This is a genomic window from Fictibacillus sp. b24, assembly GCF_030348825.1.
Classification (GTDB): Bacteria; Bacillota; Bacilli; order Bacillales; family Fictibacillaceae; genus Fictibacillus.
Genome location: NZ_JAUCES010000005.1, coordinates 137,042 through 163,125 on the forward strand (window position 1 = coordinate 137,042; position 26,084 = coordinate 163,125).

Sequence of the window (26,084 nt, forward strand, 5' to 3'; positions counted from 1 at the left end):
ATACGTGTCACAGCATGAGTTAAAGAGAGATTTAGCCAACCGTCATGTGCAGCTGATTGCCATTGGCGGAACGATTGGTACGGGATTATTTTTAGGTTCAGGTAAAGCAATTGAGCTTGCCGGGCCGTCTGTTATATTTGCTTATTTGATCGTTGGGATCGCCTTGTTTTTTATGATGAGGGCGCTAGGGGAGTTGTTGCTTTCTAAGGAAGGGTATGAGTCGTTTACCGATATTGCGGAGGACTATCTTGGACCACGGGCTGCGTTTATCACAGGATGGACGTATTGGTTCTGCTGGATCATGACAGCAATGGCTGATGTGATTGCGGTCGGTGTCTATGTGCAATATTGGTTTGACATACCACAGTGGGTTCCGGCGATTGTCTGTTTGTTGCTTTTACTTGGGCTTAACCTTTTAACGGTTAAGCTTTTCGGGGAATTGGAGTTTTGGTTTGCTTTGATCAAGGTGGTTACCATTCTCGCATTGATTGTAATAGGGGTTGTTTTGCTCGTGATTGGTTACCAAACCGATGCGGGAGCTGTTTCAATGAACAATCTGTGGGAGCATGGAGGTCTATTTCCAAATGGAATGACTGGATTTTTACTTTCGTTTCAGATGGTTGTGTTTGCGTTTGTTGGAGTGGAATTGGTCGGTGTGGCGGCGGCGGAAACGTCTAATCCCAGAAAAAATATTCCTTCTGCCATAAATAAGATTCCACTTAGAATTTTGTTTTTCTACGTCGGCGCTTTGATTGTCCTTCTTTGCATCAATCCATGGACACAATTAAACGCAGCGGAAAGTCCTTTCGTTAAAACGTTCAGCTTAATAGGAATACCGCTTGCGGCTGGAATAATTAATTTCGTTGTTCTGACATCTGCGGCATCTGCGTGTAACAGCGGATTGTTTTCAACGAGCCGGATTCTATTTACGTTAAGCAAGAGTGAGCAGGCGCCTCAATCTTTTAAAAAACTGACTAAAAATCATGTGCCTGGAAACGCGCTTTGGATATCTGCCGTTGTCGTTTCAGCGGGAGCGCTCCTGAGTAAGCTGATTCCAGAGCAGGCATTTGGGATTGTAACAACAATCAGTGCGATCTGTTTTATCTGGGTGTGGAGCGTCATCTTAATAAGCCATATTAAATATCGAAAACATCGTTCAGATCTCCACAAAAAGTCAGCATTTAAAGCACCTTTTGCGCCATTCATTAACTATGTGGTACTAGCACTGTTCGGGCTGATTCTAATCGTGTTGCTCGTTGCAGATGCTACTCGTCCGGCTTTATTGCTGACACCATTGTGGTTTATTTTATTATTTGTACTGTATCCAACTAAAAGAAAAACTACGCCATAACTATAAAAAGCACCTAATTCTGACTGCTCTGAAGCAAAAAATTTACTTCAGCCATCTGATTAGGTGCTTTCATTTATCTATTGTTTTATTTTTATATCAAATCGATCAGCGTCCATCACTTTTACCCAAGCTGCGACAAAATCACGTACGAATTTTTCTTTGTTGTCATTCTGTGCATACACTTCAGCTAAAGCGCGAAGCTCTGAGTTAGATCCGAAGACAAGGTCAAAGCGGGAAGCTGTTCGCTTCACTTCTCCTGTCTTACGATCGCGGCCTTCATATTGGTTGAAGCCTGTTGATTTCCACTCAATACCCATGTCGAGCAGGTTCACGAAAAAGTCGTTCGTTAGCGTGCCGACACGGTCTGTGAATACGCCGTGTTTCGTGCCTTGATGGTTTGTCCCAAGAACACGCATACCTCCGAGCAGGACTGTCATTTCAGGAGCAGTCAGACCGAGTAGCTGTGCTTTATCTACGAGCATCTCTTCAGGACTCGTAGAGTATTCTTTCTTCTGATAGTTGCGGAACCCATCAGATACGGGCTCTAACACATCAAATGTATCCGCATCTGTTTGCTCTTGTGTTGCATCACCGCGCCCAGGGGTAAATGGAACCGTCACTTCAAAGCCTGCGTCTTTCGCGGCTTTTTCAATGGCTGCACTTCCACCGAGAACGATTAGATCGGCTAGACTGACTTTCGTGTCGAGCTGATTTTGGAGATCTTGATAGATTCCTAGCACTTTCTCCAGCTGTGCGGGTTCGTTTGCTTCCCAGTCTTTTTGAGGTGCCAAACGAATGCGTGCACCGTTCGCACCTCCGCGCATATCAGAATTGCGGTACGTGCTTGCTGAAGCCCAGGCGGTTTTAACGAGTTCGCTCACCGATAATCCTGCACTCAGAATTTTTTGTTTTAGTTCGGTTATGTCGGATTGTGATAGGTCATAATCCACACTTGGAACAGGGTCTTGCCAGATGAGTTCTTCGTCTGGAACCTCAGGACCTAAGTAACGAACTTTTGGACCCATGTCACGGTGAAGCAATTTGAACCAAGCTCGAGCGAAAGCATCAGCAAACTCATCTGGGTTCTCGTAATAGCGACGAGAAATTTTTTCATAGTCTGGATCCATACGTAAGGCCATATCCGCTGTTGTCATCATTGTTTTCACTTTAATAGATGAATCTTCGGCATCAGGAGCCATGTGCTCTTCCGTCATTTCGACAGGCGTCCATTGGTATGCGCCTGCAGGACTTTTCGTTAACTCCCACTCGTAGCCGAACATTAGGTCGAAGTAGCCGTTATCCCATTTAGTTGGGTTTGATGTCCAAGCACCTTCTACACCACTTGAAATGGTGTCGCGTCCTTTTCCGCTTCCATGTTTGCTCAGCCAACCGAAACCTTGTGTCTCAAGGTCTGCCGCTTCTGGATCGTCCCCAACAAGGGAAGGGTCGCCTGCGCCGTGCGCTTTTCCAAAAGTATGTCCGCCAGCGATAAGGGCAACCGTTTCTTCGTCATTCATCGCCATTCGGTAGAATGTGTCCCGAATATCACGGGCACTTGCGAGTGGATCAGGCTTTCCGTTCGGCCCTTCAGGATTCACATAAATCAGACCCATCTGAACAGCTGCAAGTGGGTCCTCAAGTTCACGATCGCCGGAATAACGGTTGTCCGCTAACCATTCTTTTTCCGTACCCCAGTATACGTCTTCTTCTGCATGCCAAATATCTTCACGTCCGCCAGCAAAACCAAACGTTTTTAAACCCATGGATTCGATAGCTACGTTACCGGTGAAGACAAGTAGATCTGCCCATGAGATCTTGTTGCCGTACTTTTGCTTGATCGGCCATAAAAGACGGCGCGCTTTATCCAAGTTTACGTTATCTGGCCAGCTGTTAAGTGGTGCAAAGCGCTGTGATCCGGATGCGCTCCCTCCGCGTCCGTCAGCCGTGCGGTATGTACCTGCAGCATGCCAAGACATTCGGATAAAGAATGGACCATAGTGACCATAATCCGCTGGCCACCATTCCTGGCTGTCTGTCATCAACGCATGAAGATCCTTTTTCAGCGCGTCGTAATCCAGCTTAGAGAATTCTTCGCGATAATTAAAGTCATCTCCCATAGGATTTGATTTTTTGTAATGTTGGCGAAGAACATTTAAATTTAGCTGGTTCGGCCACCATTCTTTATTTGTCGTACCACGTGGAGCAGTCGACGTTGTAATTGCACTATCTTTGTGGTGAGTTACAGGACATTGGCCTGCAGACGTATGTTCTTTTTGATCGGGCTTATTGTTGTTTTCCATTACAATTCTCCTTCCTTTTTTGGAACACAAAATTGCAAACATTTAAAGCCATGATGAAAAATTTCAGATTATTATGATAGTTATATTATAGTGGACAGACATATGGATTCAAAGCGTAATGCATTTTTATTGATTGTATTTATCCAATTCTATTCAGGGGAGAGATGAAGGGGAATCCTCGTAATTTACACGATCTATTTTGCTTAGCTTAAAGGCAATCAGATTATATAAGAGTCTTTTATTTGAAAAAGATTTGAATATTACAAAAAAATACATATAAATAGGTTTTAGGAACTAGTATACTTAGGGTATATAGTAAATTGGGACCTGTACTACATAGTTCAAAATTAAAAGATTATGAGGGGGGTAAATTTATGAAAAAGTTTTTATCACTAGCTTTATTATGCTTATTGTTAGTAGGGATTGTCACACCTGCTTATGCTGCAGAAGATGACGACATCGCTAAAGCGTTAGAGATGATTGAAAAGACCAACAGAGACATTGATAAGAAGATTGAAAAAGCGGTTCAAGAAGCAGATTCGCTACATGCAAATTATCTTTTAGAGATTCAAAAGTTAGAAGAAGGAGATAACGTAATAAAATTAAATGAAGAGAGGCAAAAAATCCTCTCAGAAATGAATAAATTGAATAGCAATGAACAAGACAAGCTGACTAAGTTAACAGAGAAGCTTGAACAGACAATCGCAAAAATAGATGAAGAAAAATTGCGTATTCAAACTAAGATGGAACAGATTGATAATGAAATAGATGCAGTAACGGCGGAATTAGTCTCATCAGATGATGATTCTAAGAAGTTAAATGATAAATTAGAGAAACTCAATGAAAAGTTAAATAAAAAAAATGATAAGTATGCAGAGAAAACAGACAAGTTTACAAAAGATCTTCAAAAAGTTATAGATGATGTATATAATGAAACGCTAAAAATGTCGGCTGTAGCTATTGAAAAGGCTGCTCAAAAAGGTGTTATCGCTGAATGCAGTTGGAAACTAGTGCGTTTTGCTGATCAATGGGTTTGGATTGATCCTGTAAGAGTAATTAGATTTACTAAAGGAGGATAAAAATATTGAAGTAAACAAGGAATTAGCCTCCCTATAATAGAATTACAGCTAAAGCGAGTCTGAATTAAATAGACTCGCTTTTATTGATGTTTTATAAGGGGGGTATCTCAAATGTCTTTTCACATAGGCAAAAAAGGTTCAACTATTGAAAAGGTGTCTTTCGAGACATTTAATATAGGTCTTCTTGCTCGTGGAGATGGTGTAGATATCATGCTGCAGACAATAGAAGCTAACGAACCTTTTTATGTATATCCCAGCGATAATCCAAACGTAATGGAATTTTTTTATATCCTTAAAGGTGAATTAAGTTGCGAGTTAAATGGACATAAAATACTATTAGGTCCTCAAGATTACTATTATGCGAGTGATCTAGAAGAGCCTGTATATTTTACTGCTATTACTGATGTGGAATATTTATGGGTTATTACGGAACCTACTTTTTATCAATTAAGTGAGAGTGTTACACAGCTGAAAGATATAGTAGACCAAGTAGAAGTAAAAGACAGATATACCTTTAAGCATAGTGAAAGGGTAAGTCTGTATGCTATGCAAATTGCAAAAAAACTAATGCTTCCTAAAGAGAAGTTCGAAACCTTATACATAGCTGCATTGCTACATGATATTGGAAAGATCAATACGCCAACTGAAATATTAACAAAGCCTGAAAAACTAACAGAGGAAGAATTTTCTGTTATAAAACGTCATCCATCAGATGGTGCGAAGATGGTTAAAAACCTCTATTACGAAGGTGTAGCACAAATTATTGAGCAACATCATGAAAGATTGAATGGAAGCGGGTATCCGAAACAAATTAAAGGTGATGAGATTTCTTTAGAAGCACGAATTATAGCGGTAAGTGATACATTTGACGCTATGACAGAAGATCGAGCCTATCGAAAAGCCTATGATGCACAAGCTGCTGTTAATGAACTAATAAGGCTGCAAGAATCTCATTATGATAAAAGTGTTGTTGACGCTTTAATTGAGATTTTGAAAGAAGAAAAGCGGATTTAGTCAATCTAACTTAATAACAGTATGCAAATAACCGCCTATCAACATGAGGTGGTTATTTTTTATGGCTTTCTTAAAAATTTCACTAACAAGATCAAAAAAAGATTGAACATTGAATAACTAGGGTATTTAAAGAAATGATGTGTGTAAAAATATATAAAAAATATAACCCTCAATATACTAGGATCAACAGCTTTTTCAGCAAAGGAGAAAAAAATGAACATACAGTTTGATCAATATAAGCAGTTTGGTATTCGGAAAATTTGGGGAAGTAAAAACCAAACCATTTCTTCCGTCTGCTATGATTCCAGAAACGTAACTCGTAACTCTTCCTTTGTCTGTTTAACAGGAGAAAATGTTGACGGCCATACCTTTATGGAAAGCGCCATTCAAAACGGTGCAGTAGTGGTGGCCGGTGAAAATGAAACTTTACTAAAAGAGGCAAGCAAAAAATACGAGAAGCTAACTTTTCTGCATGTACATGATGCTCGTGTATTCCTGGCTCATTTATCCATTATCTTTAATGAAAACATTCATGAAAAATTAATAACAGTTGGAATTACAGGGACGAACGGTAAAACAACGGTTGCAGCCTACGTGCGATCGTTGATGAATTTGTGTGGACTGCAATCTGGTTCAATCGGAACAACGGGGATGATTACTTCTACAGGGAAATTGAACTTTAGTCAGTCAACCCCTACAACCCCGGAAGCACCTGATCTTCATCAAATCTTTCAGGAATTTGTACAAATTGGAGATCAGCTTGCTGCTATGGAGGTTACATCGGTAGGGATTGAACAAAAAAGAACAGAAGGCATCGATTTTGACGTAGCCATCCATACGAATCTTTCACCAGAACATTTGGAGTTTCATCATACATTTGAAAACTATAAAAATGCGAAGTTAAAGTTGTTTAAACAGGCAAAAAAAGCGGTCGTCAATATAGACGATGAAGGCATGTCAGAAGAAATTTTGAATTGCTTTAAAGGTCCTCTACTTACTTACAGTATGGAAAGTGATAGTGGCGCAGACGTTTTCGCCAGCAATATACAACCGTTAGCAGATGGGACGGCTTTCACCCTGACTGTAAAAAACATAAACTATTTCGTGAAAGTTCCTTTATACGGAACCTATAATATAGCTAACCTGCTGTCAGCCATCTGTACAGGTATGCACGTAGGTATTTCCATTGATGAGATGCTTCGTATGCTTCCTGAAATAACAGGACCTGAAGGAAGATTTGAGATCATTCATAAGCAAAACCGAAAAATTATTCTTGATTACGCACATACCCCTGTCGCCTTACAAAATCTTGTGACAGAAGTGAAGAAACTTCCTTACAAGCGGCTTATTGTCTTAGTCATGGGTATTGGTATAAGAGATAAAGAGAAGATGCCGAAAATGGCCGAAACGATTGAAAATCAAGCAGATGAGATCGTCGTATCTGTTGATCATCCTGGTTATCATGATCCGCGTGAGATCGTCGGACTTGTAATGAAAGGGTTCAAAAATCCTCACGCGTCCAATATCCACTCTGAGCTCACTCGGCACGATGCGGTTATAAAGGCGCTTTCTTTAAGCAATGAAGGGGATATTGTTCTTCTAACTAGCGGATGTATTAATGGTGCTCAAATTATTAAAGGTGAGAAGATACCGCATTCCGATAAAGATATTATTGCGGAGTTCTTCAGAAGTAAAGAGGTTGCGAAGAGTAGAAGGCTGATTGTATTTTCTAAGATTAAATGGGCCGCGCACCAAGAGCGAAACATACTTTAATTAAAATCATATTCTTTTAACCCCGTTATAAGCATAGCGGGGTTTTTTAATCGTTTTTTTAACTAAAACGTCAAACACTCTGTAACTGCAGTTATCGCGAATAACAAATAAATGAGCCGGGTAATGGTTACTACTTACAAAAAATTCCGATAACGAAAGGGCTGACAACTTGAATACTTTATTATTAGTATCACTTTTGGTTAGTTCAATCCTAACAGGGTCAAACCCCAATCAAATGCAAGTCAATATGACAAGCAGTGAAGAGCCGAACACATCTGTTGATGCCACCTTTGAAGAGCAGCAAGAAGCAATCTTACAATTTATCAACGTAGATGTTGCGAGAGTTTCTAGCTATGAAATGGAAGCTTTTGATTCTTTAGCTAGAGTGTCGGGTGAAAATTATACGGATGATGAGACCATGTATTTGGAGTTGGTCGAAAACACCATTCCAGCATATGAAAAAGCATTAGCAGAAGCAAAGAACATCGAAGTACAAGGAAAAGAGCTGGAGGCAATGAAAAAACGGCTATTAGAAGCCACTGGAACGTTTTATGAAGCTTTATTACTCCAAAAACAAGCTTTAGAACAACAGAGCAAAGAATTAATGAATCAGTCAAATCAAAAATTAGATGAGTACTTTCAATTAGTTGATGCGTACCATCTCGAACTAGAACTGTTGAGTAAAGAGTACGAAGTGAAGTACGAAAGAAACGGCGAAAATACTGAGGAATCCGATGAAAGTTTTATGTAATCAATCAAAAGCTGAATCAAAAGGTACGTAAAGTGCCAGTTTGATTCAGCTTTTCATTTGTGAGGATGTTTTTTAGACTGAACTTACCCTGCTAAGGTCTCTCGTAAAGTTGGTGTGCGCGAAACGAGGGCATTCTTGAGCAAAGCCGGCACAAGTAAGGGTGAAACAAAAGCGAAACTGCCGGTAGTTGGGGCGAAATGACATCTAAGAATGTGTAAAAAAGGATCTTCTCTAATATTATGTTGCAGTAGAGGCATTTTGTTCTCTTCTTTGACAAGTTAATTGGAGCGCAAGGTGTGAGACTCCTGCGGGACAGGCGGGCAGGTGAGACACTTAAAAGAGAATCTTTCGAATGTGGCTCACCGCCTGCCCCGCGGAAAGCGAAGCACCTGTAGCGGAAATTAACCACTTTCACGAGCCACAAAGTTTGCGAAACGAAGATGCTTTTTAATCCTAGCATCTATTCTTCCAGCAGCATATTAATAAACTCACTTGTAGCAAACGTAACATATTTGCCCTTCTTTTTTATAATCGCTAATTGATAAGGAAGAGTTGGATTAACAATAGGAATGGCCTTTATCGCATCTGAGTCTACCTTCTCTGAGATCGATTGTGGAAAGATAGAAACCCCTAAACCTTCTCCGATCATACCGCTAATAAAATCCCACTGTGAGCTCTCATAAGAAATCTTCGGATGAAATCCTGCCTTCAAGCACTCTTGAATAACCCGGTCATGAAGCGTAAAACCCTCTTTAAACAGAATAAAAGATTCTTCGCTTAATTCCTTCATCTCGACCGTTGTTCGGTTAGCCAGTGGGTGAGAAGAATGAACAAATAACAATAGCTGTTCATCTATAAAAGATACGACTTCAAATTCTTCTTGGTCTGCAGGTAAGACTACTATGGCGAGATCCAATAGACCGTCATGAACTTCTTGTTGAATTTCGTTTGCTCCGTGTTCTACCATCTGAATTTTAATCTCTGGGTAACGTGTTTTGAATTTCTTAATGATTTTTGGGAAAAATAAGAAACCGATAAGAGGCGGGATTCCTATTTTGATTTTGCCTTTTTTCAAATGCATCAAGTCGTACAAATTCGCTGAAAGATTGTCCAGAGAATCGAGTATCATTTTACTTTGTTCAAAAACAATCTCACCTGCTTCAGTCAGCTCGATTTTTCTTGAAGATCGGTCGATCAGCTCCATTTCGAGCTCGTCTTCTAGACTTTTGACCATTTTACTTAGAGCGGGCTGAGATAGATGCAGAACTCCTGAAGCTTTGGTGAAGCTTTTATATTTAGCGACTGCGTGAAAATAAGTAAGCTGGCGAATATCCATATTTGTTAACTCCAAATCTATAACTTTTTCTTATACTAATAATAGTTATAATTCATTTTACTTATTTATTGCACAAGAGTAAAATGTCCTTCGTGCAAAGAAACCATTTTTAAAGAAGCGCCAAATGATGAAAGCGCACTCTTTTCATATAAAAAAGGAGGAAAGATTTTGATTAGTATCATTATAGGTCTAGCTCTACTTATGTTTTTTGCTTACCTCGGCTGGTCGATCATTTGGGTTGCCCCAATCGTAGCGGGAATCGTTGCGTTAATGAGCGGTTTAGACCTTATGGACGCCTATACAAATACGTATATGACCGGCTTTGTGGATTTCGCAAAAGCGTGGTTTCCGATCTTCTTATTAGGAGCGGTACTCGGAAAACTGATGGAAGATACCGGAGCTGCAAAATCGGTTGCCATTCAGTTTACAAAGTTTATAGGTGAGAAACGTGCCATTCTTGGTGTTTTAGTAGCATCAGCCGTTCTTACATATGGTGGCGTGAGTCTGTTCGTTGTGGTGTTCGCTATCTATCCGATCGCATTGGCTTTATTTAAAAAAGCGGATATCTCTAGAAGGCTGATCGCACCGACAATTGTCCTTGGTGCTTTCACGTTTACGATGACTGCTGTACCAGGAACGCCTCAGATTCAAAACTTAATCCCGATGAACACGTTTAAAACAACACCGATGGCGGGTACCATTATTGGTATTGTCGCAACGCTCATCATGGCTGTAGGCGGTTACTTCTGGCTGAAGTTTAGAGAAAAACGATTAACAGCAGCAGGAGAAAAGTACACAGAGCCAGATAAATCCAAAGAAAATGAAGATGAAGAAGAGGGGAAACTCCCAAACTGGATTCTTTCATTAGTACCATTATTAGTCGTTGTCATTTTACTTAATTTCTTAAAAATAGCTCCGATTCCATCTTTATTAGCTGGAATTTTAGCGATATTACTTATCAATTTTAAGCAATACAAGACTTTCATACCTTCTATGAACGAAGGAGCGAAAGGCTCTGTTATGGCGATTATCAACACGAGTGCAGCTGTTGGTTTTGGTGCAGTCGTAACGAGTGTGCCTGACTTTGACAACATTACGGATATGCTTTTAGGCATCTCGAGCAATCCGCTCGTGTCCGAATCACTTGTGGTTCAGCTACTGGCAATGATCACAGGTTCTGCATCAGGCGGTATGGGAATTGCTCTACAAGCGCTTGGAAGTACGTACTATGAGTTATCACAGTCGACAGGAATGAGTCCTGAAGCGTTTCACAGAATGGCATCCATTGCATCAGGTGCATCCATCCTTCCTCATAATGGAGCATTATTAACCCTTCTTGCGGTAACCCAGTTAACGCACAAGGAAACATATAAAGATGTATTTGTCGTTGCTTTAATCATACCTACAATAGCTGTAATTGTCGGAATCATCATGGCAAGTATGGGTATTATATAAAAACTTTTTAGGAGTGAGTCGTGTGGTAGAAAATAAAGTCGTTGTTATTACAGGATCAGCAAGTGGTATTGGTTTTGAAATCGGAAAAACGTTCGCTGAAAACGGAAGCAAAGTGGTTTTAACTGATCTTAATGCTGAAGGAGTTAAAAAAGCAGCGGAAGAACTTAAGAGCCTCGGACATGAAGCGATCGGTCTTAAAGCGGATGTTACAAGTGAAGAAGATATCAAGAACATGATCGAAACAGCACACAAAGAGTATGGCCGTGTAGATGTATTAATCAACAACGCAGGTCTTCAGCACGTTTCACCGATTGAAGAGTTCCCTACAGATAAGTTTGAATTGATGATCAAGATCATGCTGACTGCACCATTCATCGCAACAAAGCACGTGATGCCGATCATGAAGAAACAAGGCTTTGGACGTATCATCAACATTTCTTCTATCAATGGTTTAATTGGATTTGCTGGTAAAGCTGCTTACAACAGTGCAAAGCATGGTGTAATCGGTCTTACAAAGGTTGCAGCATTAGAATCAGCAGCTGAAGGCGTAACCGTTAACGCACTTTGCCCAGGATATGTAGATACTCCACTTGTTCGCGGTCAATTAGAAGACTTAGCGAAAACAAGAAATGTATCATTAGATAAAGTTCTTGAAGAAGTGATCTATCCGCTAGTACCACAAAAACGTCTTATGGAAGTAAGCGAAATTGCTGACTATGCGATGTTCTTATCAAGCGATAAAGCGAAGAGCGTAACAGGACAAGCAATCGTGATCGATGGCGGTTATACAGCTCAATAAATTTACTTTTAAAACCTCAGTCATTTAAGTGGCTGAGGTTTTTTTGTGTTCACAAACTCTCTCTGTCTGTATAAACATGTCCCATTTAATAGGACTATAATGTAAAATATTACTAAGTAGTTATAAATAGATAACTGAATAACACTGAGGTGGATACGATGGATAAAAAATTGAATAGAAAAAAACTAATGGCTGATCTTTTCAAAGCACGCTTTCCTTTTCTTTATTTGTCTACTTGGGAAGAGGATAGGGCGCTTGAATTTATACGCTCTATTGCTTCTAATCATGAATTAATCAAAACGCCAAGGAAATTAATTACTTGGAAAGTCACCAATGGTATATCAGGAGATGATTTGAGTATTACAGATACTAAATCTCCTTTAAGAGCTTTGGAATACATCGAAAAGTTCCAAGATCCTGCTATTTTTATTTTGCATGATTTTCATGTTTATTTCGGTAATCAAGGACAGCTTCCTGATTATCAAATTATCCGTAAATTGAGAGACCTATTATCCAATCTTAAACAAAGTCAAAATCCAAAGAACGTTGTTTTTTTATCCCCGATTTTAAAACTTCCTCTTGAGCTGGAAAAGGATATTACCATCTTTGACTTCAATCTGCCAACGTTTAAAGAGATTAAGAACAGTTTAGAAGAGATGATTGCAGTTAATAAGCAAAGAGGTCGTATTGAAATTAATATGTCTGATGAAGAAATCGAAAAGCTGGTTAAAGCAGCACTAGGATTAACATTATCAGAAGCGGAAAACGCTTTTGCACGTGCTATGGTGGAAGATGGGAAATTATCTGTCGATGATGTAGAAGTGATTTTGGAAGAAAAAGAACAAATCATTAAAAAAACGGGTATTTTAGAGTTTGTAAATAATGAATTGAACATGGAAGACATAGGCGGATTAGAAAACTTGAAAAGGTGGCTTCGAAAAAGAAATAAGTCCTGGCTGGAATCGGCTCAACTATATGGATTGCCTTCTCCAAAAGGGGTGCTCATTACAGGGGTGCCTGGTTGTGGAAAGAGCTTAATAAGTAAATCAATTAGTGAAATGTGGCAGCTGCCATTATTGAGGCTGGATATAGGGAAAATATTTAGCGGCATTGTAGGAAGCAGTGAAGAGAACATGAGAAAAGCTATTCAAACTGCAGAAGCCATAGCCCCCTCTATACTCTGGATCGATGAGATTGAAAAAGGCTTTAGCGGGATAAATTCTACCGGAGACGGCGGGACAAGCTCCCGAATTTTTGGGCAGTTCTTAACTTGGATGCAAGAAAAGGAAAAGGCAGTTTTCGTTATAGCTACAGCTAATAATATTTCCAGTCTGCCACCAGAAATGTTGCGCAAAGGAAGGTTTGATGAAATCTTTTTTGTAGATCTGCCAACTCACCGCGAACGGATTGATATTTTTAGAGTCCATTTAAAGAAAAGATTAAAGGCACAGGAAGTTATAGGAGAATTTGATATCTCAGATCATAACTTAGAATATTTGGCAGAACTAACGGAAGGATTTGTAGGTGCTGAAATTGAACAGGTCGTGATTAATGGATTATTTGAAGCTTATTACGAGGATCGAAGTGTGAGACTGAGTGATTTCGAAAAAGTGTGTAAGCAATTCATTCCGTTATCTGTTACTCAAGCAGAACAGATCAAAAAGGTCCGCGAATGGGCAAATGTAAGAGCAGTAACGGCAACACCTCGTGAAGATCGAAAAGAGTATTTTGAAAATGCGGATTCTGACCCTGAATTTGATATTAAAGCGTCTCGAGGCGGACGTACAATTGATTTCTAAGATATGAATAAGAAAGGGTGATAGATATGAGTATCGAATTAGTACTAATTCCTGTTGGCATCGCTGTTGCACAATCTGTGGGCTCTATGATTGAAAAACACAAATTTAAGGAAAAAACGTATACGATAAAAACAGTAATGAAACGACATCACTTATTACAGAGAGCCATTGAACAATATGGATGCAAAGTTAATGAACTTACTCTGCAAAACTATGAAACAGAAATAGGAGATATTAAAATTTATTTTCAACAAGACGAGCAAGGGGTCTTTGAAGCTGTTTTTGATGAAAGTGTAGATGCAAATGACGCTATAGAGTTTATAGAAAATTTACATACCGAGTATAAGTATTTGATTCAACAAGAAACGTATAAAGCGCTCCTGATCAAAGCGAAAGATAAAGGACTGATACTTGAATCTGAAGAAATTCAGCAAGATCGTTCCATTTTATTAACCTTTAATGTCGCGAATGTAGGTGGTGAAAGGTGAAGAAGATTCAAATTCGCATAGCAGAAGACGGTAAATTTTACGCGGAAACAATGGGTATTAAAGGGGATTCCTGTTTGTCATATATAAAAATGTTAGAAGAACTGCTTGATGCAGAAACGGTCGATTCAACTTTTACGGAAGAATACCACGAAACAGAAATACAAACTATCCAGAAACAGAAACAAACCGTGAAGGGGGACTAATAAAATGGCGTCAGTTACTGACAGAGGAAGGTTTTGGGAGATAAAAAACTCGATTTGGATGCTTTGGGTTTTTCTTACGTTTGGTTTTTTAAATTATATTTCATTCTTTTATGTTTCTTATAAAGTAAAACAAAGAAAATGGTTTGTGGCAGGGATTCTGTATTCAATCCCATTTATATTGATGATGATTACTGCTGATACGGCTTTAAGTGATACTTGGCTAGATGATGTTGGAACTATGAGTTATATAATTGGATCTATAGTTTCGATCATTCATGTAATTAAAATACGTCCTGAATATTTGCTAAGACTTGATGCCAAACTTTCTTCTGGGTATAAAGAAAAAGAAATAGATCATCTGAAAAAGACCATTGCTAGAGAGTATGGTGCTGCTCCGGTCATGTATAAGCAGCCTGTTTTTACATCTCAACCTGTAGACGAAGAAATAAAATTTAACGAAGTAAAAGAATTGAGGGTAGAACAAGTTGTTATCAACGAAACAACTGAGGAGGAGTTGGCGAAAGTCCCAGGTATTGGAGGCTTGTTCGCTAAGAAGATCATTTCTACTCGAAGTCAGGAAAATGGATTTCAATCTTTTAATCACTTTGTTGAAGTACTTTCTGTTAAACCGCATTTGGCTGAAAAAATAAAACCATATCTTTTGTTTCCAGAGAAAGAGCATGTGGTAGCATCAACAAATAAAACGGAAGGAAGAGTCATCGATTTCTGATGGAACTTAATATACATCGCTTTTTGCCATTTACAACCGTTGAAGGTCCGGGTAAACGATTTTGTCTATGGGTACAAGGGTGCTCCATTCGTTGTGAAGGGTGTGGTGTTCCATGGACATGGTCGAAAGAAAACGGAAAGATAATAAGCGTTACTGATCTCTTTGAGGAAATAAAAAGAAGTAAACAGGATAACAGGATAGAGGGTATTACCATACTTGGTGGAGAACCGTTTGACCAAGCAGAACCTTTAGGAGAACTTGCTGTTATGGTTAAGGAGATTGGATTAACCGTAATGGTGTTTTCTGGATACCTTTTTGAGAATCTTAAAGAACGAAATGATGCACAAAATCTTCTTCATGCAGCAGATTTACTGATTGACGGTCCTTTTATTAAAGACAAGTTAGACTTAACACGTCCTTGGGTGGGTTCTTCAAATCAGCGGTATCATTTTTTAACGAAAGCATATAAGCATATAGAGAATGAGTTGGAATCCATTCAAAATAAAGTTGAGATTCGTATTGGCAGTAATGGAGTGGTCTCTATTAATGGTATGGCTACTCAACATACACTTTCTGATCTTTTCAGTCAAAATCATTTTAAGAAAGTCAAAAACGCTCCTGCAGATCAATAGCAGGAGCGTTTTTAGACTTTTTATAAAGCTTCATTTATGACTTTCTTATAGTATAGAACAGATAACAACCCGAATATAGAATAGAGGACAGTATAGACGACCATCACAATAAACATCGGTGTCCACACTTCAGCACCAAATAAGAACCATCCAGATTGTACGGCGAAATAACTGTGGAGCAAGCCAATCATTAATGGAATCCCAAAATTGAAGAGCTGTTTATACTGAATTCCTTTTAAGAGATCGCCTTGCGTATATCCTAACTTTCGCAGAATCGTATAGTTTGGCTTTTCACTTTCACCCTCATCCATCTGTTTAAAGTAGAGGATACAGCCAGATGTAATAAGAAAGGTAAGTCCTAAGAAACCTACGATAAACATCATTAGTCCCATGTTTTTCTTTTGGTTGTTGCTAATTTCGTAACGAGATTCATTGTAAAGTTTTTCGTAAGTTCCCGTTGCTTTGAAAAGTTCATTTGCTTTTTCCAGCTTCTCGTTATCCTTAATATTAACGCCGATATAAAGATTGGATTCCTTCTGTACTTTTGGATCCATATCCTTTTTGATACGTTTGAAAACTATATCATCTACAATGGCAACAGGTACACCACCTCCTGTAAAGAACCAGGAAACAGGGTGTTCTTGTCTTAAGCCATCGTACCTTTGAGAAATAACCTCCGTCTTTCCTTTAATTTGAATCGTCCCAGAATTCTTTAACGGCATAAATTTCTGCAGAAGATCGTTATAACCTGTAAATACGGTTTCTTCTGGTGAAACATCTATCCATTCTACAGACGTATCACTTATAAGAGGAATAGGCATTGCTTTTGGGTCGATCACTAACTCATCTAAACGTCGATCGACAAGCTGTCCTGCATTTACCGTGGCTTGAATGACCTCAATAGATGTTTCGGTATAGGTAATCTTTTCTTTCTTTAAAGCTGCCTCAAACTTATCTGCAGAGTCTCTTTGAATGATAGAGAAGTCATGTGGTATATGATCTTTTGCTGTTTTCTCTGCTGAATAATAAGAGATATACGCAAGGCATAGCAATGCGATTGATAGAGCGGATACCGTCGTAATAATGGTTAATAGCAGCGCGTTAGATTTCATGCGAAACATAACAGATGCAAGTGACATCACTTCATTAATAGATAAATAACCGTCTTTTCGTTTTCTTATCACGTTAAAAATAAAGCTGACAGAACCTTTATAAAAGAGATAGGTTCCTAAAATGACAGATGCTAGTATGACGATCATGGCTCCAAATAACTCAGGCATCGTTGTAAAGTCCCCGCTAAAAAGTTTAGAGGAAATGTAATAACCCGTTATGATGAAGATCAATCCTAAGACACCCATAGTGATTTCCCAGACAGAAAGTTTTTTCACTTTGCCCTCCGTTAAGGAAATGACACGGAACAAAGCGAGAATACTTTGCTTTTTTATAAAGATGTAGTTCGTTAGCATAATTAACAGGTAGATGGCAGAAAAAACAATAACCGTCTGAACAAGAGCTTGTGTTGAAAAACGTAGAGATGCGATCGCATCAACACCTGTTGTTTTAAACAAGACCAAGATGATTAATTTCGAAAAAGAAAATCCAGCGAAAATACCAATGCATAATGAACCAAAATAGAGAATGAGGTTTTCAATTGATAAAATCCGGAATATTTTACTTTTCGTCATGCCGATTAACTGAAACAATCCAATTTCTTTACTCCGCCTCTTAATAAAGATGGTATTGGCGTATAAAAGAAAGATGCTAACAATGACAACAAGCAAGATAGAGGCTGCACGTATGGATGCTTCTCCTTTTACAGAGCCTTCTACAGAATCCATGGAAGGATCATATTGCAGTGTTACAAAAGCGAAATAAAGGGCGGAACTAAAGATTAAGGCAAACACGTACAGGTAATAGTTTCTCAAGTTTTTCTTGATATTACGGAAAATGAGCTGATTAATGTTCATGTTGGACACCGCCTAAAACACCTTGCGTTTTCATGATGTCTTTAAAGAAGGTCTGTCGATCTTGATCTCCTTTCATTAATTGGGTGTAGATCTGTCCATCTTTTATGAAAACAACGCGGCTGCAATAGCTTGCGGCAACTGGATCATGTGTAACCATTAATATGGTGGCCGTACGATTTTCGTTGAGCGCACTGAGTTTATTTAATAGATCAGATGCAGACTTTGAATCAAGTGCACCTGTTGGTTCATCGGCAAAGATGATACTAGGCTCATGTATAAATGAACGTGCCGCAGATGTTCGCTGTTTTTGACCACCTGAGATTTCATTTGGATACTTATCTTTAACATCATAGATTCCTAACTCATTCGCTACCAACTCAAATTTACGTTCTGCCTCTTTTTTTGGTGTTTTTGTTATAGATAAAGGCAATAGAATGTTCTCTTTAACCGTTAACGTGTCTAACAAGTTGTAGTCTTGAAAGATAAAACCGAGATGGTTCTTGCGAAATTCGGCAAGCTGCTTTTCTTTCATAGCTGTCATTTCTACAGAATTAATATGAATGGTACCTTCACTTACCCGATCGATAGAGGAAAGGACATTTAATAAAGTTGTCTTACCAGAGCCAGAAGCCCCCATAATACTAACAAATTCTCCTTTTTCAACGGAAAGGTCTATTCCTTTTAATACTTGTTGTTTATTAAATTTATTTCCGTAACTTTTATAAAGCTTAGCTGCTTTTAATATACTCATGGTATTAACTCCTCTCTGATTAATTTCATTATAAAAAACGGAGTTATCTAATTTCCTTCCATTAAACGAACAAAATACAAAAGCATGTGACACTTTTGTCACATGCCCATAATCTGTTGAAATTCATTTTTGCTTGGGAACAGAAGGGTAAAGGTTGTTCCATCATGTAGCTTTGAATCTGCAGATATGTTTATATGAAGAGAATTTGCTGCTTTCCGAGCTAAGTACAACCCCATACCGGTTGAGGCTTGATCATGGTGTTGTGTAGTTGAAGTGAATCCTTTATCAAAAATACGGGGTAGATCTCGCTCGTCAATTCCACGTCCAGAGTCTTTAATTTCAAGGTATGTACGTTCATCTTGCACATAACTTTTTATCAAGATATCCGAGGAATCACTATACTTTACGGCGTTCGTAAGGATTTGACGAATGATAAATGCAAGCCATTTTGTATCAGCTAAAACATGCGTAATCTGCAGATCAAAATCAAACCCAATCCCTTTTTGAATGCACCACGACTGCAGTGTTTTTAGTTCAGAAAAAAGAAGAGATTCTAAATCAGCGTTCTCCATATAAAGATCGTTTTTAATAAAAGGAATTCTCTTTTGATGGAGCTGCTGATCGAGCAGAAGATGAATACGCAGCCACTCATACGTTAAATCAGCTTTAAATGCGTCATCGCCTATCCGCTGAATCATTAAGTGCATGGCTGTTAAAGGCGTTTTCACTTCATGAATCCAAGACAGCATCTCATCTTTTTCTTGCTCAATCTCAATTCTATTGTAAGAAGCGGTTTGCTTTAAATGTTGTGTTTGTTCGATGATACTTTTCTCTATAATCGCTTCAAAAGGAGACCTAGGTGAAAGGAGAGTAGAAGCATCAAGGGCGCTTTCTCTTTCGGTTAGCGTTTTATAGAAAGCTGTCTCTTTTTGATAACGTTGAAATAAAAATAAGAAGAAGAGAATAAAGAATAAAAAAACAAAATAACTTGCAGCAGACAGGGAGATGGCTGGATCTACATAAGCGACAAATAATAAAATCACCTGTTGGAGAAGGAAGAACAGGATCCAGCTTCTTCTTTCTGTTAAAAAGCGCTTAATCATACGTTGTCCTCTTCAATCGCCATATATCCCTGGCCTACTTTGGTTTCAATATATTGACCTAACATGATCTCATCTAGACGTTTTCGCAGTCGATTTACGTTAACGGTCAACGTGTTATCACTAATAAAACGTTTATCATCCCATAAGCTGTTTATAAGATTGTCACGACTAACGATTTTATTTTTTTGTTCAATCAGAAGCTTAAGAATGAACATTTCATTCTTTGTAAGTTCAACAGAGCCGTTATCGTTTGTTACTAAATTTTTGTCATAGTGTATGGTTGCCCCGCACCACGACTTCAAGGATACCGCTTCGTTGTTGTAGTTATAAACACGTCGTAAGATCGCATGGATCTTAGCGATTAATACGTCAAAATGAAAGGGCTTTTGTACAAAATCATCCGCTCCAAGCTGCATGGACATCACCATGTCACTCGGATGGTCGCGAGAGGATAAAAAGATAATGGGAACATTGGAATGAGACCGAATATTTCTGCACCAATGAAAGCCATCAAATTTAGGCAGCTGGATATCAATGATGACTAGGTCTGGTTTGATATCAATGAAATCCTGAATAACACGTCCAAAGTTAGTAATACCGTAAACCTCATACGACCATTGAGATAAACGTTCTTTAATTTCGTTAAATAGCGTTGAATCATCTTCAATTAATAAAACTTTAAACAAATCCATCACCACGCAAATCACCATATTATTTACATTGAGTGTATAGCATAACTTGGATATTTACTACCAAAAGCCGTTTATAAGAATTCTCTTTCATACGGCGATGGGATTTTTGTTTTTGTACAAATAAAAAGACCCCCATACTCGGGGGTCCTTTACAAAAACTATGAAACTTCAACTTCACTCATCAAACTGTGTGTATTTCCTTCAGAATCTTTAAAGAATACCATCCACGTTTCTGTATTTCCCATTTTTGCAACGATGTGCGGTGAATCGACGAACGCTACTCCTTTTTCCTGAAGCGTTTTGTAGGCTTGCTTAATGTGCTCAACGTTAAAATAAATAACAGAGCTGGAATGAGCAAACTCCTCTTTCTCAGGCAGGGTTAACATGATTCTAAGTCCGTTGCAATCAAAGAACGCCATCGTATCTGTCTGAAATAATAGATTTAGTCCTAAGATGTCCTTATAGAAATGAATCGAGCGTGTGATGTCATGAACCGGTACGGCAAGCTGTCCCACTTTTTGAATAACATTCGTTTGAATGGTCATGGTTATCTCTCCCTTATTGTTTTCTTCATCATCATAAACTAACTTAGCGTTTGATTCTTATCCAATATCACCTTTTTTCGGTATTGAAGGGGAGAGAGTCCAACGTGCTGTTTAAACAATTTGCTAAATGAAACAGGATTGTTCAGCCCAATTTCAAACGTAATGTCGGTCATTGAGTAGTCAAGGTTCTGTAACAAAGATATGGATTTTTTAATACGCAGATCTGCAATGTGTTGAAAAGGTGTTCTTTTATAGATGGTAAAGTAGTTTCGTAATAGATGATTGGGCGATAAACAAGAGACAGCAGCAATTTCATCAAGAGAAATATCCTTTTTATCAAAAAAAGCACGAATGTATTCATGGGCTATGGAGATTCTTTTATAAATTTCCTCACGTGTAGATGGCTTTGCAGCATCCAGTTTGTTCACTTTTTCCCACGTATTCATTTGCTCAAATACAATAGACTGCATGATGAAATGAAATTGTTCATCTAGTAAGAGTGAATCATCTTTATATAGATAGGTTGACTTCTTTAACTGATTTAATTGATCGTTCAGAACAGAACTTTTTTGATAAGTTTTTTCAAAAAAAGAATCAGGTGTCTTGTTATGGAAAGGTTCATCCAGAAGCTTAATGGATGAATCAGACATGTTCCGAAAAATATCATCAGCAAATTTATCTTGAAAAAAAACACAAAAGGATTCAACTTCCGTTTGTTCATCAATAGTGATGGCGTAAGGACCTGCGTTTAGCAGCAGATAAAAATCATCTTCAACGGCAAAATAACCTTTATTCGTTTTGTAATGAGCTTTTCCGTTCGTGAAGGTCTTGATGGAGAGAAGCCCGTTTCCATGCCAATCGAATTGGTCACTCTGTGCGTGCAGAATATAATTCGATGCGATTTTCTCAGCCATTATGTTTTTTCTCCTATACAGAGTTTAATAGGGAAATTATACCTTATAAAGCAGTTCGTGTACGCGTTTGTTTTAGGAATGTTTCACATGAAACAATGAAAAAAAGCACGGGCTTATAAGCCAATGCTAAAGGTTTTTAGTATGAAAAGACGTTTCTTTTTGATGACTTTTTATCCGTTTTAACTGTGCAACAATAATGATGCTGATGATGACGAGTAAGAACCAAGAGCTGATCTTACCGAGATGAACAAGTGACCAAGAGGTTTGTTGATTCGGGTACTGCCATGCTCCTAAAAAGGTTGTAATGTTTTCTGCAATCCATATAAAAAACCCAATTAATAAAAACGAAAGAATGATAGGCATTTTATATACTTTGTTGAGAATTCGATAATGAACAGTTGTTTGATAGAAAATCGGAAAAAGAAGAGTAATCAATATCCATCTTGCATCGATTAAAAAATGATGAGTAAAGAAATTCATATAGATCAGAAAACATATTCCAAAAGCGTACAGGGGTTTGGGCCATCCTGTAATGTGAAGATCTAATCGTCTCCAGCTCTGACAGATATAGCTTGCAACACTTGCATACATAAAGCCGCTGTAGAGGGGAACTCCATAGATCTTTGTATATGCTTCTTCTGGATAGCTCCACGAGCCCATATGAACCTTAAACAATTCTAGAGCAAGACCGATCAAGTGAAAGACACAAATGACTTTAAGTTCATCCATCGTTTCTAGTTTTGTCAGGATCATAACGATCTGGGTCAGCAAGCAAACGATTAGGATAAAATCGTATCGTGGTATAAGAGGGATGCTGATAAACTTTGAAAGTGCTAAAGCACCAAAGATAACGACAGGAAAGATACAAGAAAGTGCTTGTAAGTATGTGAACTGAACGAGCGCCCTCATGAGCCAACCACCTTTTTATAGATTAAAATGGAAATATATTGTATCTATAATAACCTATGGTGTTCAGAAGCACATCATACAAAAAGCTGTTTATTTTAACAGGGATCTGTCAGTTGACAGATTCATGTTAGTCTTGTAAAAAAGAGCTTACCTCTTTGTCAGTGCTGCATCAGCTAGTGAATAAACTATTGCATCATCTGTTGGTGGATTATGAAGACCGGCTCTTACATCTCGAAAGTGCCGTTGAAGCGGATTTTGTACAGAAAGACTTCTAGCCCCAACGATTCTCATCGCGAGATCAACCACTCTGTTCGCGCTGTTTGTTACAGAATGCTTAACTGCAGCGAGTTCTGTACCTAGATTCTGACGTTGTTCAGGGTGGTTTACCCATTTTTCAGCAACGGCGTGAAGAATCGTTCTTGCTTGAAATAGCTCAAGTTCGATCTTGCCAATCTTTCTTCTCACTTCTGGCACATCTGAGATAGGTCCTGATAAGGTGTTAGGGCTATACTCTGACGCAAATTCAATTGCGTAATTCCGTGCTGCTCTTGCGATACCTAGATAAACTGCAGGCACTTGCAGATACCAGCCTTTAGGTACGATGTTTTTCCCATCTTCTACGACAAGTAAATTTTCCTCAGGTACATAAACGTCGTTCAATAGGAGATCATCACTTTTTGTTCCTCTCATCGAGATGCTGTCCCATGTTTCTTTTACAAAAACCCCTTTTTCTTTGTGATTTACTAAGAAAAATCCTTTATGATTGGTTTCTGAGATTGTGGCTGTGATGACCGAGTAATCAAGGGCTTCTGCCATAGAAGTAAAAGCCTTGCTTCCGTTAATCAGCCATCCGTCTGCTTTCTTGACTGCTGTTGTAGTAGGTATACCCCCTCGAGAGGGACTTCCTGTCGCGCGCTCTGTTTGTGCCAAGTTAATGAGTGCTTTTTGTTCAACAACTTTTCGGCTAAGATTAGCGAACGCGTCGCCTTTCCAATGCCGGTTTTCTGCCGCCTCTAAAAGTGTACCCAGATGCCACCCAAGAGAGAGGGCAGTAGGAGCATCTCCCTCAGCTAAGTGCTCTTGAATGGTTAAAAACTCAAGAAGATTTAATCCTTTACCACCATATTCTTTTGGGATGGTGAGTGAAAGGAAATCATGATCCTTCAGGTCTTGAAAGTTCTCATATGGGAAAATTCCTTCTCGATCTACATGTTCTGCTCGTTTCTTAAAGTTTTCTTTTAGTGATAGGGCGGTGTTTATAGTCTCTTCAAAAGTATCTTTTTGGATGGTTTTTCTCAAAGGTATGCTCATGTTTGCCTCCTATAGTTTTTGGAAATAAGTTGGATTTTGTATTTGGCTTACATAAAGGACTTCACTGACCCGTTGATTGGAGTGTAAGGTGGGAGACTCCTGCGGGACAGGTAGGCAGGTGAGACACTTAAAAGTGAAGCGTACGAATGTGGCTCACCGCCTGCCCCGCGGAAAGCGAGCACCTGGAACGGAAATCAACCGCTCACATGACATCGAAGTACAACCAAGCACAAAAAAGCCCTCTTTCAAAGACGAAAGAGGACGTAGATTCCATGTGCTAACACGCTCTCTCATCTATCAGACATTCAAAGAACATCTGCTGGAATTAGCACCTTTCTTTTAATAAAAGCGGTTGCTGCAGGATCGTAGGACCAGTTCCTCCCCTGACTCTTGATAAGATACAATATTTAATTATTAGTCATCACTATAGAGGATAAAACAAACCGCTGTCAACAAAAAAACTGATTGTTAAGAAAATTAATTTATTTCTCTAAATTCCATTGACAGGTTATTTTTATTCCTGTATATTTCGTTACTAAATTGAATATTATCGATTCCTTATCGAGAGAGGTGGAGGGACTGGCCCTTTGAAGCCTCGGCAACAACTATTTTTAGTACTGTGCCAATTCCAGCAAGCTAGTAGCTTGAAAGATAAGAGGAGATCTATATACGTATGTTTATTTAACGTATTTTTAAACCTCTTCTTAATTTGAAGAGGTTTTTTCATTTTCTCTTGGAACGGGTACAAAAAAATTCTATGCAACGGAGGAAACAATTTTGAGTAAAGAAATTTTGTTTAACGCGTTTGAGATGACGAGTGCCATGCATAATTCTCATGGCCTTTGGAAGCACCCGGAGAACAAGAGACATAGAAACTACAAGAATCTGAATTATTGGATTGAATACGCAAAACTTCTAGAAAAAGGAAAGTTTGATGCTGTGTTTTTTGCAGATGTGCTCGGCGTATATGACGTGTACAAAAAAAGCAAGCATCCGTCAATCCGTGATGGATTGCAAGTGCCGCTGAATGATCCAGCGCTTCTCATATCTGCGATGGCGAGTGTTACAGAAAATCTATCGTTTGCCGTAACGGTTAGTACTACGTATGAACAGCCCTTTGGCAACGCGAGACGTTTTTCCACACTTGATCACTTAACAAAAGGTCGTATCGCTTGGAATGTGGTCACGTCTTACTTGCCGAACGCTGCAAGGAATTTTGGTTTAGAAGATATGATTAAACATGATGAGAGGTACAACATCGCTGATGAATATTTAGAAGTGTCATACAAGCTTTGGGAAAGCAGCTGGGAAGATGGTGCATTTATTGAAGACCCCGAAAACAATACGCTTGTAGATCCTGAGAAAGTTCATGAGATTAATCATAAAGGACAATATTTTAATGTCGAAGGACCACATTTAAGTGAGCCTTCGCTACAAAGAACACCTGTGATTTATCAAGCTGGAACGTCAGAGCGAGGCCGTGATTTTGCAGCAAAGCATGCAGAGTGTATCTTCGTTGGCGGCCCAACACCTCAAAGAATTCGCTATTATACGAACGACATTCGAGAGCGTGCAGAAAAACACGGTCGAAACCCTGAAAACATCAAAATTTTTTCATTCTTAAACGTGGTGGTCGGAAAAACAACAGAAGAAGCAGAAGAAAAGTTTAAAGAATATGCAAGCGTATGGAGTGCTGATGCTGCAAAAGCACAATACGGGGCAAGCGGTTATGATATTGCAGAATATGAAGAATTAGATCCAGATACTCCTTTTGGATACAACAAATCAACAGAAGGCGGACATTATAAAGCTGCAACGCTTACTACGGATGCTCCGAAACCTTTGACAGTAGGAGAGGTATTGAATCGCTTCGAGTCCCCTGACAGAGGAAGTTTTATCATCGGCAACCCAGAAGAGGTAGCAGATGGCATCCAAGCACAGTTTGAAGAGTCTGGAGTGGACGGGTTCAACTTAAATCACCTTGTAACACCTGGAGATTTAGAGTCTTTTGTGGAGTTAGTTGTTCCTGTTCTTCAAGAGAGAGGTCTTTACAAAAAAGAATACAACAAAGGCACACTACGCGAAAAATTATTTCCTAACGGGGAGTCGTTATTGCCAAAAGACCATCCTGGGGCAAAATATAGACGAGTTTTTGCAGAAAGCAGATAAAAATGAAAGAAGT

Annotated in this window: 23 protein-coding genes and 2 riboswitches; of the genes, 13 read left to right on the top strand and 10 right to left on the bottom strand. The window is 38.9% G+C overall.

From position 1 onward, the window contains the following. Positions 1-4: 4 nt before the first annotated feature. Complete coding sequence (locus QUF49_RS00820; RefSeq protein WP_289493862.1) at positions 5-1,351, top strand: amino acid permease; 1,347 nt, start codon at positions 5-7, stop codon at positions 1,349-1,351. Positions 1,352-1,428: 77 nt separating this feature from the next. Here the strand turns inward: QUF49_RS00820 and katG are convergent, their stop codons facing one another. Continuing rightward, entirely contained in the window at positions 1,429-3,651 is a 2,223-nt protein-coding gene (gene katG, locus QUF49_RS00825; protein WP_289493864.1) for a catalase/peroxidase HPI, read from the bottom strand. Between the two features lie 374 nt (positions 3,652-4,025). On the opposite strand from katG, the gene QUF49_RS00830 reads away from it, so the two are divergent. From QUF49_RS00830 to QUF49_RS00845, 4 genes are all read left to right on the top strand, one after another. Continuing rightward, on the top strand, positions 4,026-4,730 hold the full coding sequence (locus tag QUF49_RS00830; RefSeq protein WP_289493865.1) for a hypothetical protein: 705 nt from the start codon (positions 4,026-4,028) through the stop codon (positions 4,728-4,730). Between the two features lie 111 nt (positions 4,731-4,841). Continuing rightward, positions 4,842-5,744: an HD domain-containing phosphohydrolase gene (locus QUF49_RS00835; RefSeq protein WP_289493866.1), complete on the top strand. Its 903-nt coding sequence runs from the start codon at positions 4,842-4,844 to the stop codon at positions 5,742-5,744. Positions 5,745-5,957: 213 nt separating this feature from the next. Continuing rightward, positions 5,958-7,517, top strand: a complete 1,560-nt coding sequence (locus tag QUF49_RS00840; RefSeq protein WP_289493867.1) for a UDP-N-acetylmuramoyl-L-alanyl-D-glutamate--2,6-diaminopimelate ligase — start codon at positions 5,958-5,960, stop codon at positions 7,515-7,517. Between the two features lie 169 nt (positions 7,518-7,686). Next, positions 7,687-8,268 carry a hypothetical protein gene (locus tag QUF49_RS00845; RefSeq protein WP_289493869.1) on the top strand — a complete coding sequence of 194 codons (582 nt, stop codon included), beginning with the start codon at positions 7,687-7,689 and terminating at the stop codon, positions 8,266-8,268. 460 nt (positions 8,269-8,728) lie between these two features. Here the strand turns inward: QUF49_RS00845 and QUF49_RS00850 are convergent, their stop codons facing one another. Beyond that, positions 8,729-9,604, bottom strand: coding sequence for a LysR family transcriptional regulator (locus QUF49_RS00850; protein ID WP_289493870.1), 876 nt, complete (start codon positions 9,602-9,604; stop codon positions 8,729-8,731). 168 nt (positions 9,605-9,772) lie between these two features. Here QUF49_RS00850 and QUF49_RS00855 point away from each other — a divergent pair, with 168 nt between their 5' ends. The 7 genes from QUF49_RS00855 to QUF49_RS00885 all read left to right on the top strand — a co-directional run bounded on the left by QUF49_RS00855 (position 9,773) and on the right by QUF49_RS00885 (position 15,710). Continuing rightward, a complete protein-coding gene (locus QUF49_RS00855) occupies positions 9,773-11,059 on the top strand; it encodes a GntP family permease (RefSeq protein WP_289493871.1) in 1,287 nt (428 codons plus the stop codon). Positions 11,060-11,081: 22 nt separating this feature from the next. Next, entirely contained in the window at positions 11,082-11,858 is a 777-nt protein-coding gene (locus QUF49_RS00860) for a 3-hydroxybutyrate dehydrogenase (RefSeq protein WP_289493872.1), read from the top strand. A gap of 158 nt (positions 11,859-12,016) precedes the next feature. Continuing rightward, positions 12,017-13,657 carry an AAA family ATPase gene (locus tag QUF49_RS00865; RefSeq protein WP_289493874.1) on the top strand — a complete coding sequence of 547 codons (1,641 nt, stop codon included), beginning with the start codon at positions 12,017-12,019 and terminating at the stop codon, positions 13,655-13,657. Positions 13,658-13,683: 26 nt separating this feature from the next. Further along, complete coding sequence (locus tag QUF49_RS00870) at positions 13,684-14,145, top strand: hypothetical protein (RefSeq protein ID WP_289493876.1); 462 nt, start codon at positions 13,684-13,686, stop codon at positions 14,143-14,145. Then, a complete protein-coding gene (locus tag QUF49_RS00875; protein WP_289493877.1) occupies positions 14,142-14,348 on the top strand; it encodes a DUF2997 domain-containing protein in 207 nt (68 codons plus the stop codon). The genes QUF49_RS00870 and QUF49_RS00875 overlap by 4 nt, the downstream gene beginning before the upstream one ends. Before the next feature lie 4 nt (positions 14,349-14,352). After that, positions 14,353-15,078, top strand: a complete 726-nt coding sequence (locus tag QUF49_RS00880) for a ComEA family DNA-binding protein (protein ID WP_289493879.1) — start codon at positions 14,353-14,355, stop codon at positions 15,076-15,078. Then, on the top strand, positions 15,078-15,710 hold the full coding sequence (locus QUF49_RS00885; protein ID WP_289493880.1) for a 4Fe-4S single cluster domain-containing protein: 633 nt from the start codon (positions 15,078-15,080) through the stop codon (positions 15,708-15,710). Before QUF49_RS00880 ends, QUF49_RS00885 begins: the two co-directional genes overlap by 1 nt. A 20-nt stretch (positions 15,711-15,730) precedes the next feature. Here QUF49_RS00885 and QUF49_RS00890 read toward each other — a convergent pair whose 3' ends face one another. From QUF49_RS00890 to QUF49_RS00925, 8 genes are all read right to left on the bottom strand, one after another. Beyond that, positions 15,731-17,677: an ABC transporter permease gene (locus tag QUF49_RS00890; protein WP_289493881.1), complete on the bottom strand. Its 1,947-nt coding sequence runs from the start codon at positions 17,675-17,677 to the stop codon at positions 15,731-15,733. After that, positions 17,667-18,428 (bottom strand): ABC transporter ATP-binding protein, encoded by a 762-nt coding sequence (locus QUF49_RS00895; RefSeq protein WP_289493882.1) that lies wholly within the window; start codon positions 18,426-18,428, stop codon positions 17,667-17,669. The genes QUF49_RS00890 and QUF49_RS00895 overlap by 11 nt, the downstream gene beginning before the upstream one ends. Before the next feature lie 98 nt (positions 18,429-18,526). Next, positions 18,527-19,531: a sensor histidine kinase gene (locus QUF49_RS00900; protein WP_289493883.1), complete on the bottom strand. Its 1,005-nt coding sequence runs from the start codon at positions 19,529-19,531 to the stop codon at positions 18,527-18,529. Further along, on the bottom strand, positions 19,528-20,217 hold the full coding sequence (locus tag QUF49_RS00905; RefSeq protein WP_289497555.1) for a response regulator transcription factor: 690 nt from the start codon (positions 20,215-20,217) through the stop codon (positions 19,528-19,530). The genes QUF49_RS00900 and QUF49_RS00905 overlap by 4 nt, the downstream gene beginning before the upstream one ends. Before the next feature lie 164 nt (positions 20,218-20,381). Continuing rightward, positions 20,382-20,762, bottom strand: a complete 381-nt coding sequence (locus tag QUF49_RS00910) for a VOC family protein (protein ID WP_289497556.1) — start codon at positions 20,760-20,762, stop codon at positions 20,382-20,384. Between the two features lie 44 nt (positions 20,763-20,806). Beyond that, positions 20,807-21,682 carry a helix-turn-helix domain-containing protein gene (locus QUF49_RS00915; protein WP_289493884.1) on the bottom strand — a complete coding sequence of 292 codons (876 nt, stop codon included), beginning with the start codon at positions 21,680-21,682 and terminating at the stop codon, positions 20,807-20,809. Positions 21,683-21,808: 126 nt separating this feature from the next. Further along, the gene (locus tag QUF49_RS00920; protein ID WP_289493885.1) at positions 21,809-22,591 is read right to left on the bottom strand and encodes a DUF817 domain-containing protein; all 783 of its coding nucleotides are present in this window, start codon (positions 22,589-22,591) and stop codon (positions 21,809-21,811) included. 147 nt (positions 22,592-22,738) lie between these two features. Next, positions 22,739-23,902, bottom strand: coding sequence for an acyl-CoA dehydrogenase family protein (locus QUF49_RS00925; RefSeq protein ID WP_289493886.1), 1,164 nt, complete (start codon positions 23,900-23,902; stop codon positions 22,739-22,741). A 287-nt stretch (positions 23,903-24,189) separates the two neighbouring features. After that, positions 24,190-24,302, bottom strand: a riboswitch (SAM riboswitch). Positions 24,303-24,457: 155 nt separating this feature from the next. Continuing rightward, positions 24,458-24,560, top strand: a riboswitch (SAM riboswitch). Positions 24,561-24,679: 119 nt separating this feature from the next. Between QUF49_RS00925 and QUF49_RS00930 the strand changes: the two genes are divergently transcribed. Further along, on the top strand, positions 24,680-26,071 hold the full coding sequence (locus QUF49_RS00930) for an LLM class flavin-dependent oxidoreductase (protein WP_289493887.1): 1,392 nt from the start codon (positions 24,680-24,682) through the stop codon (positions 26,069-26,071). Positions 26,072-26,084 lie beyond the last annotated feature (13 nt).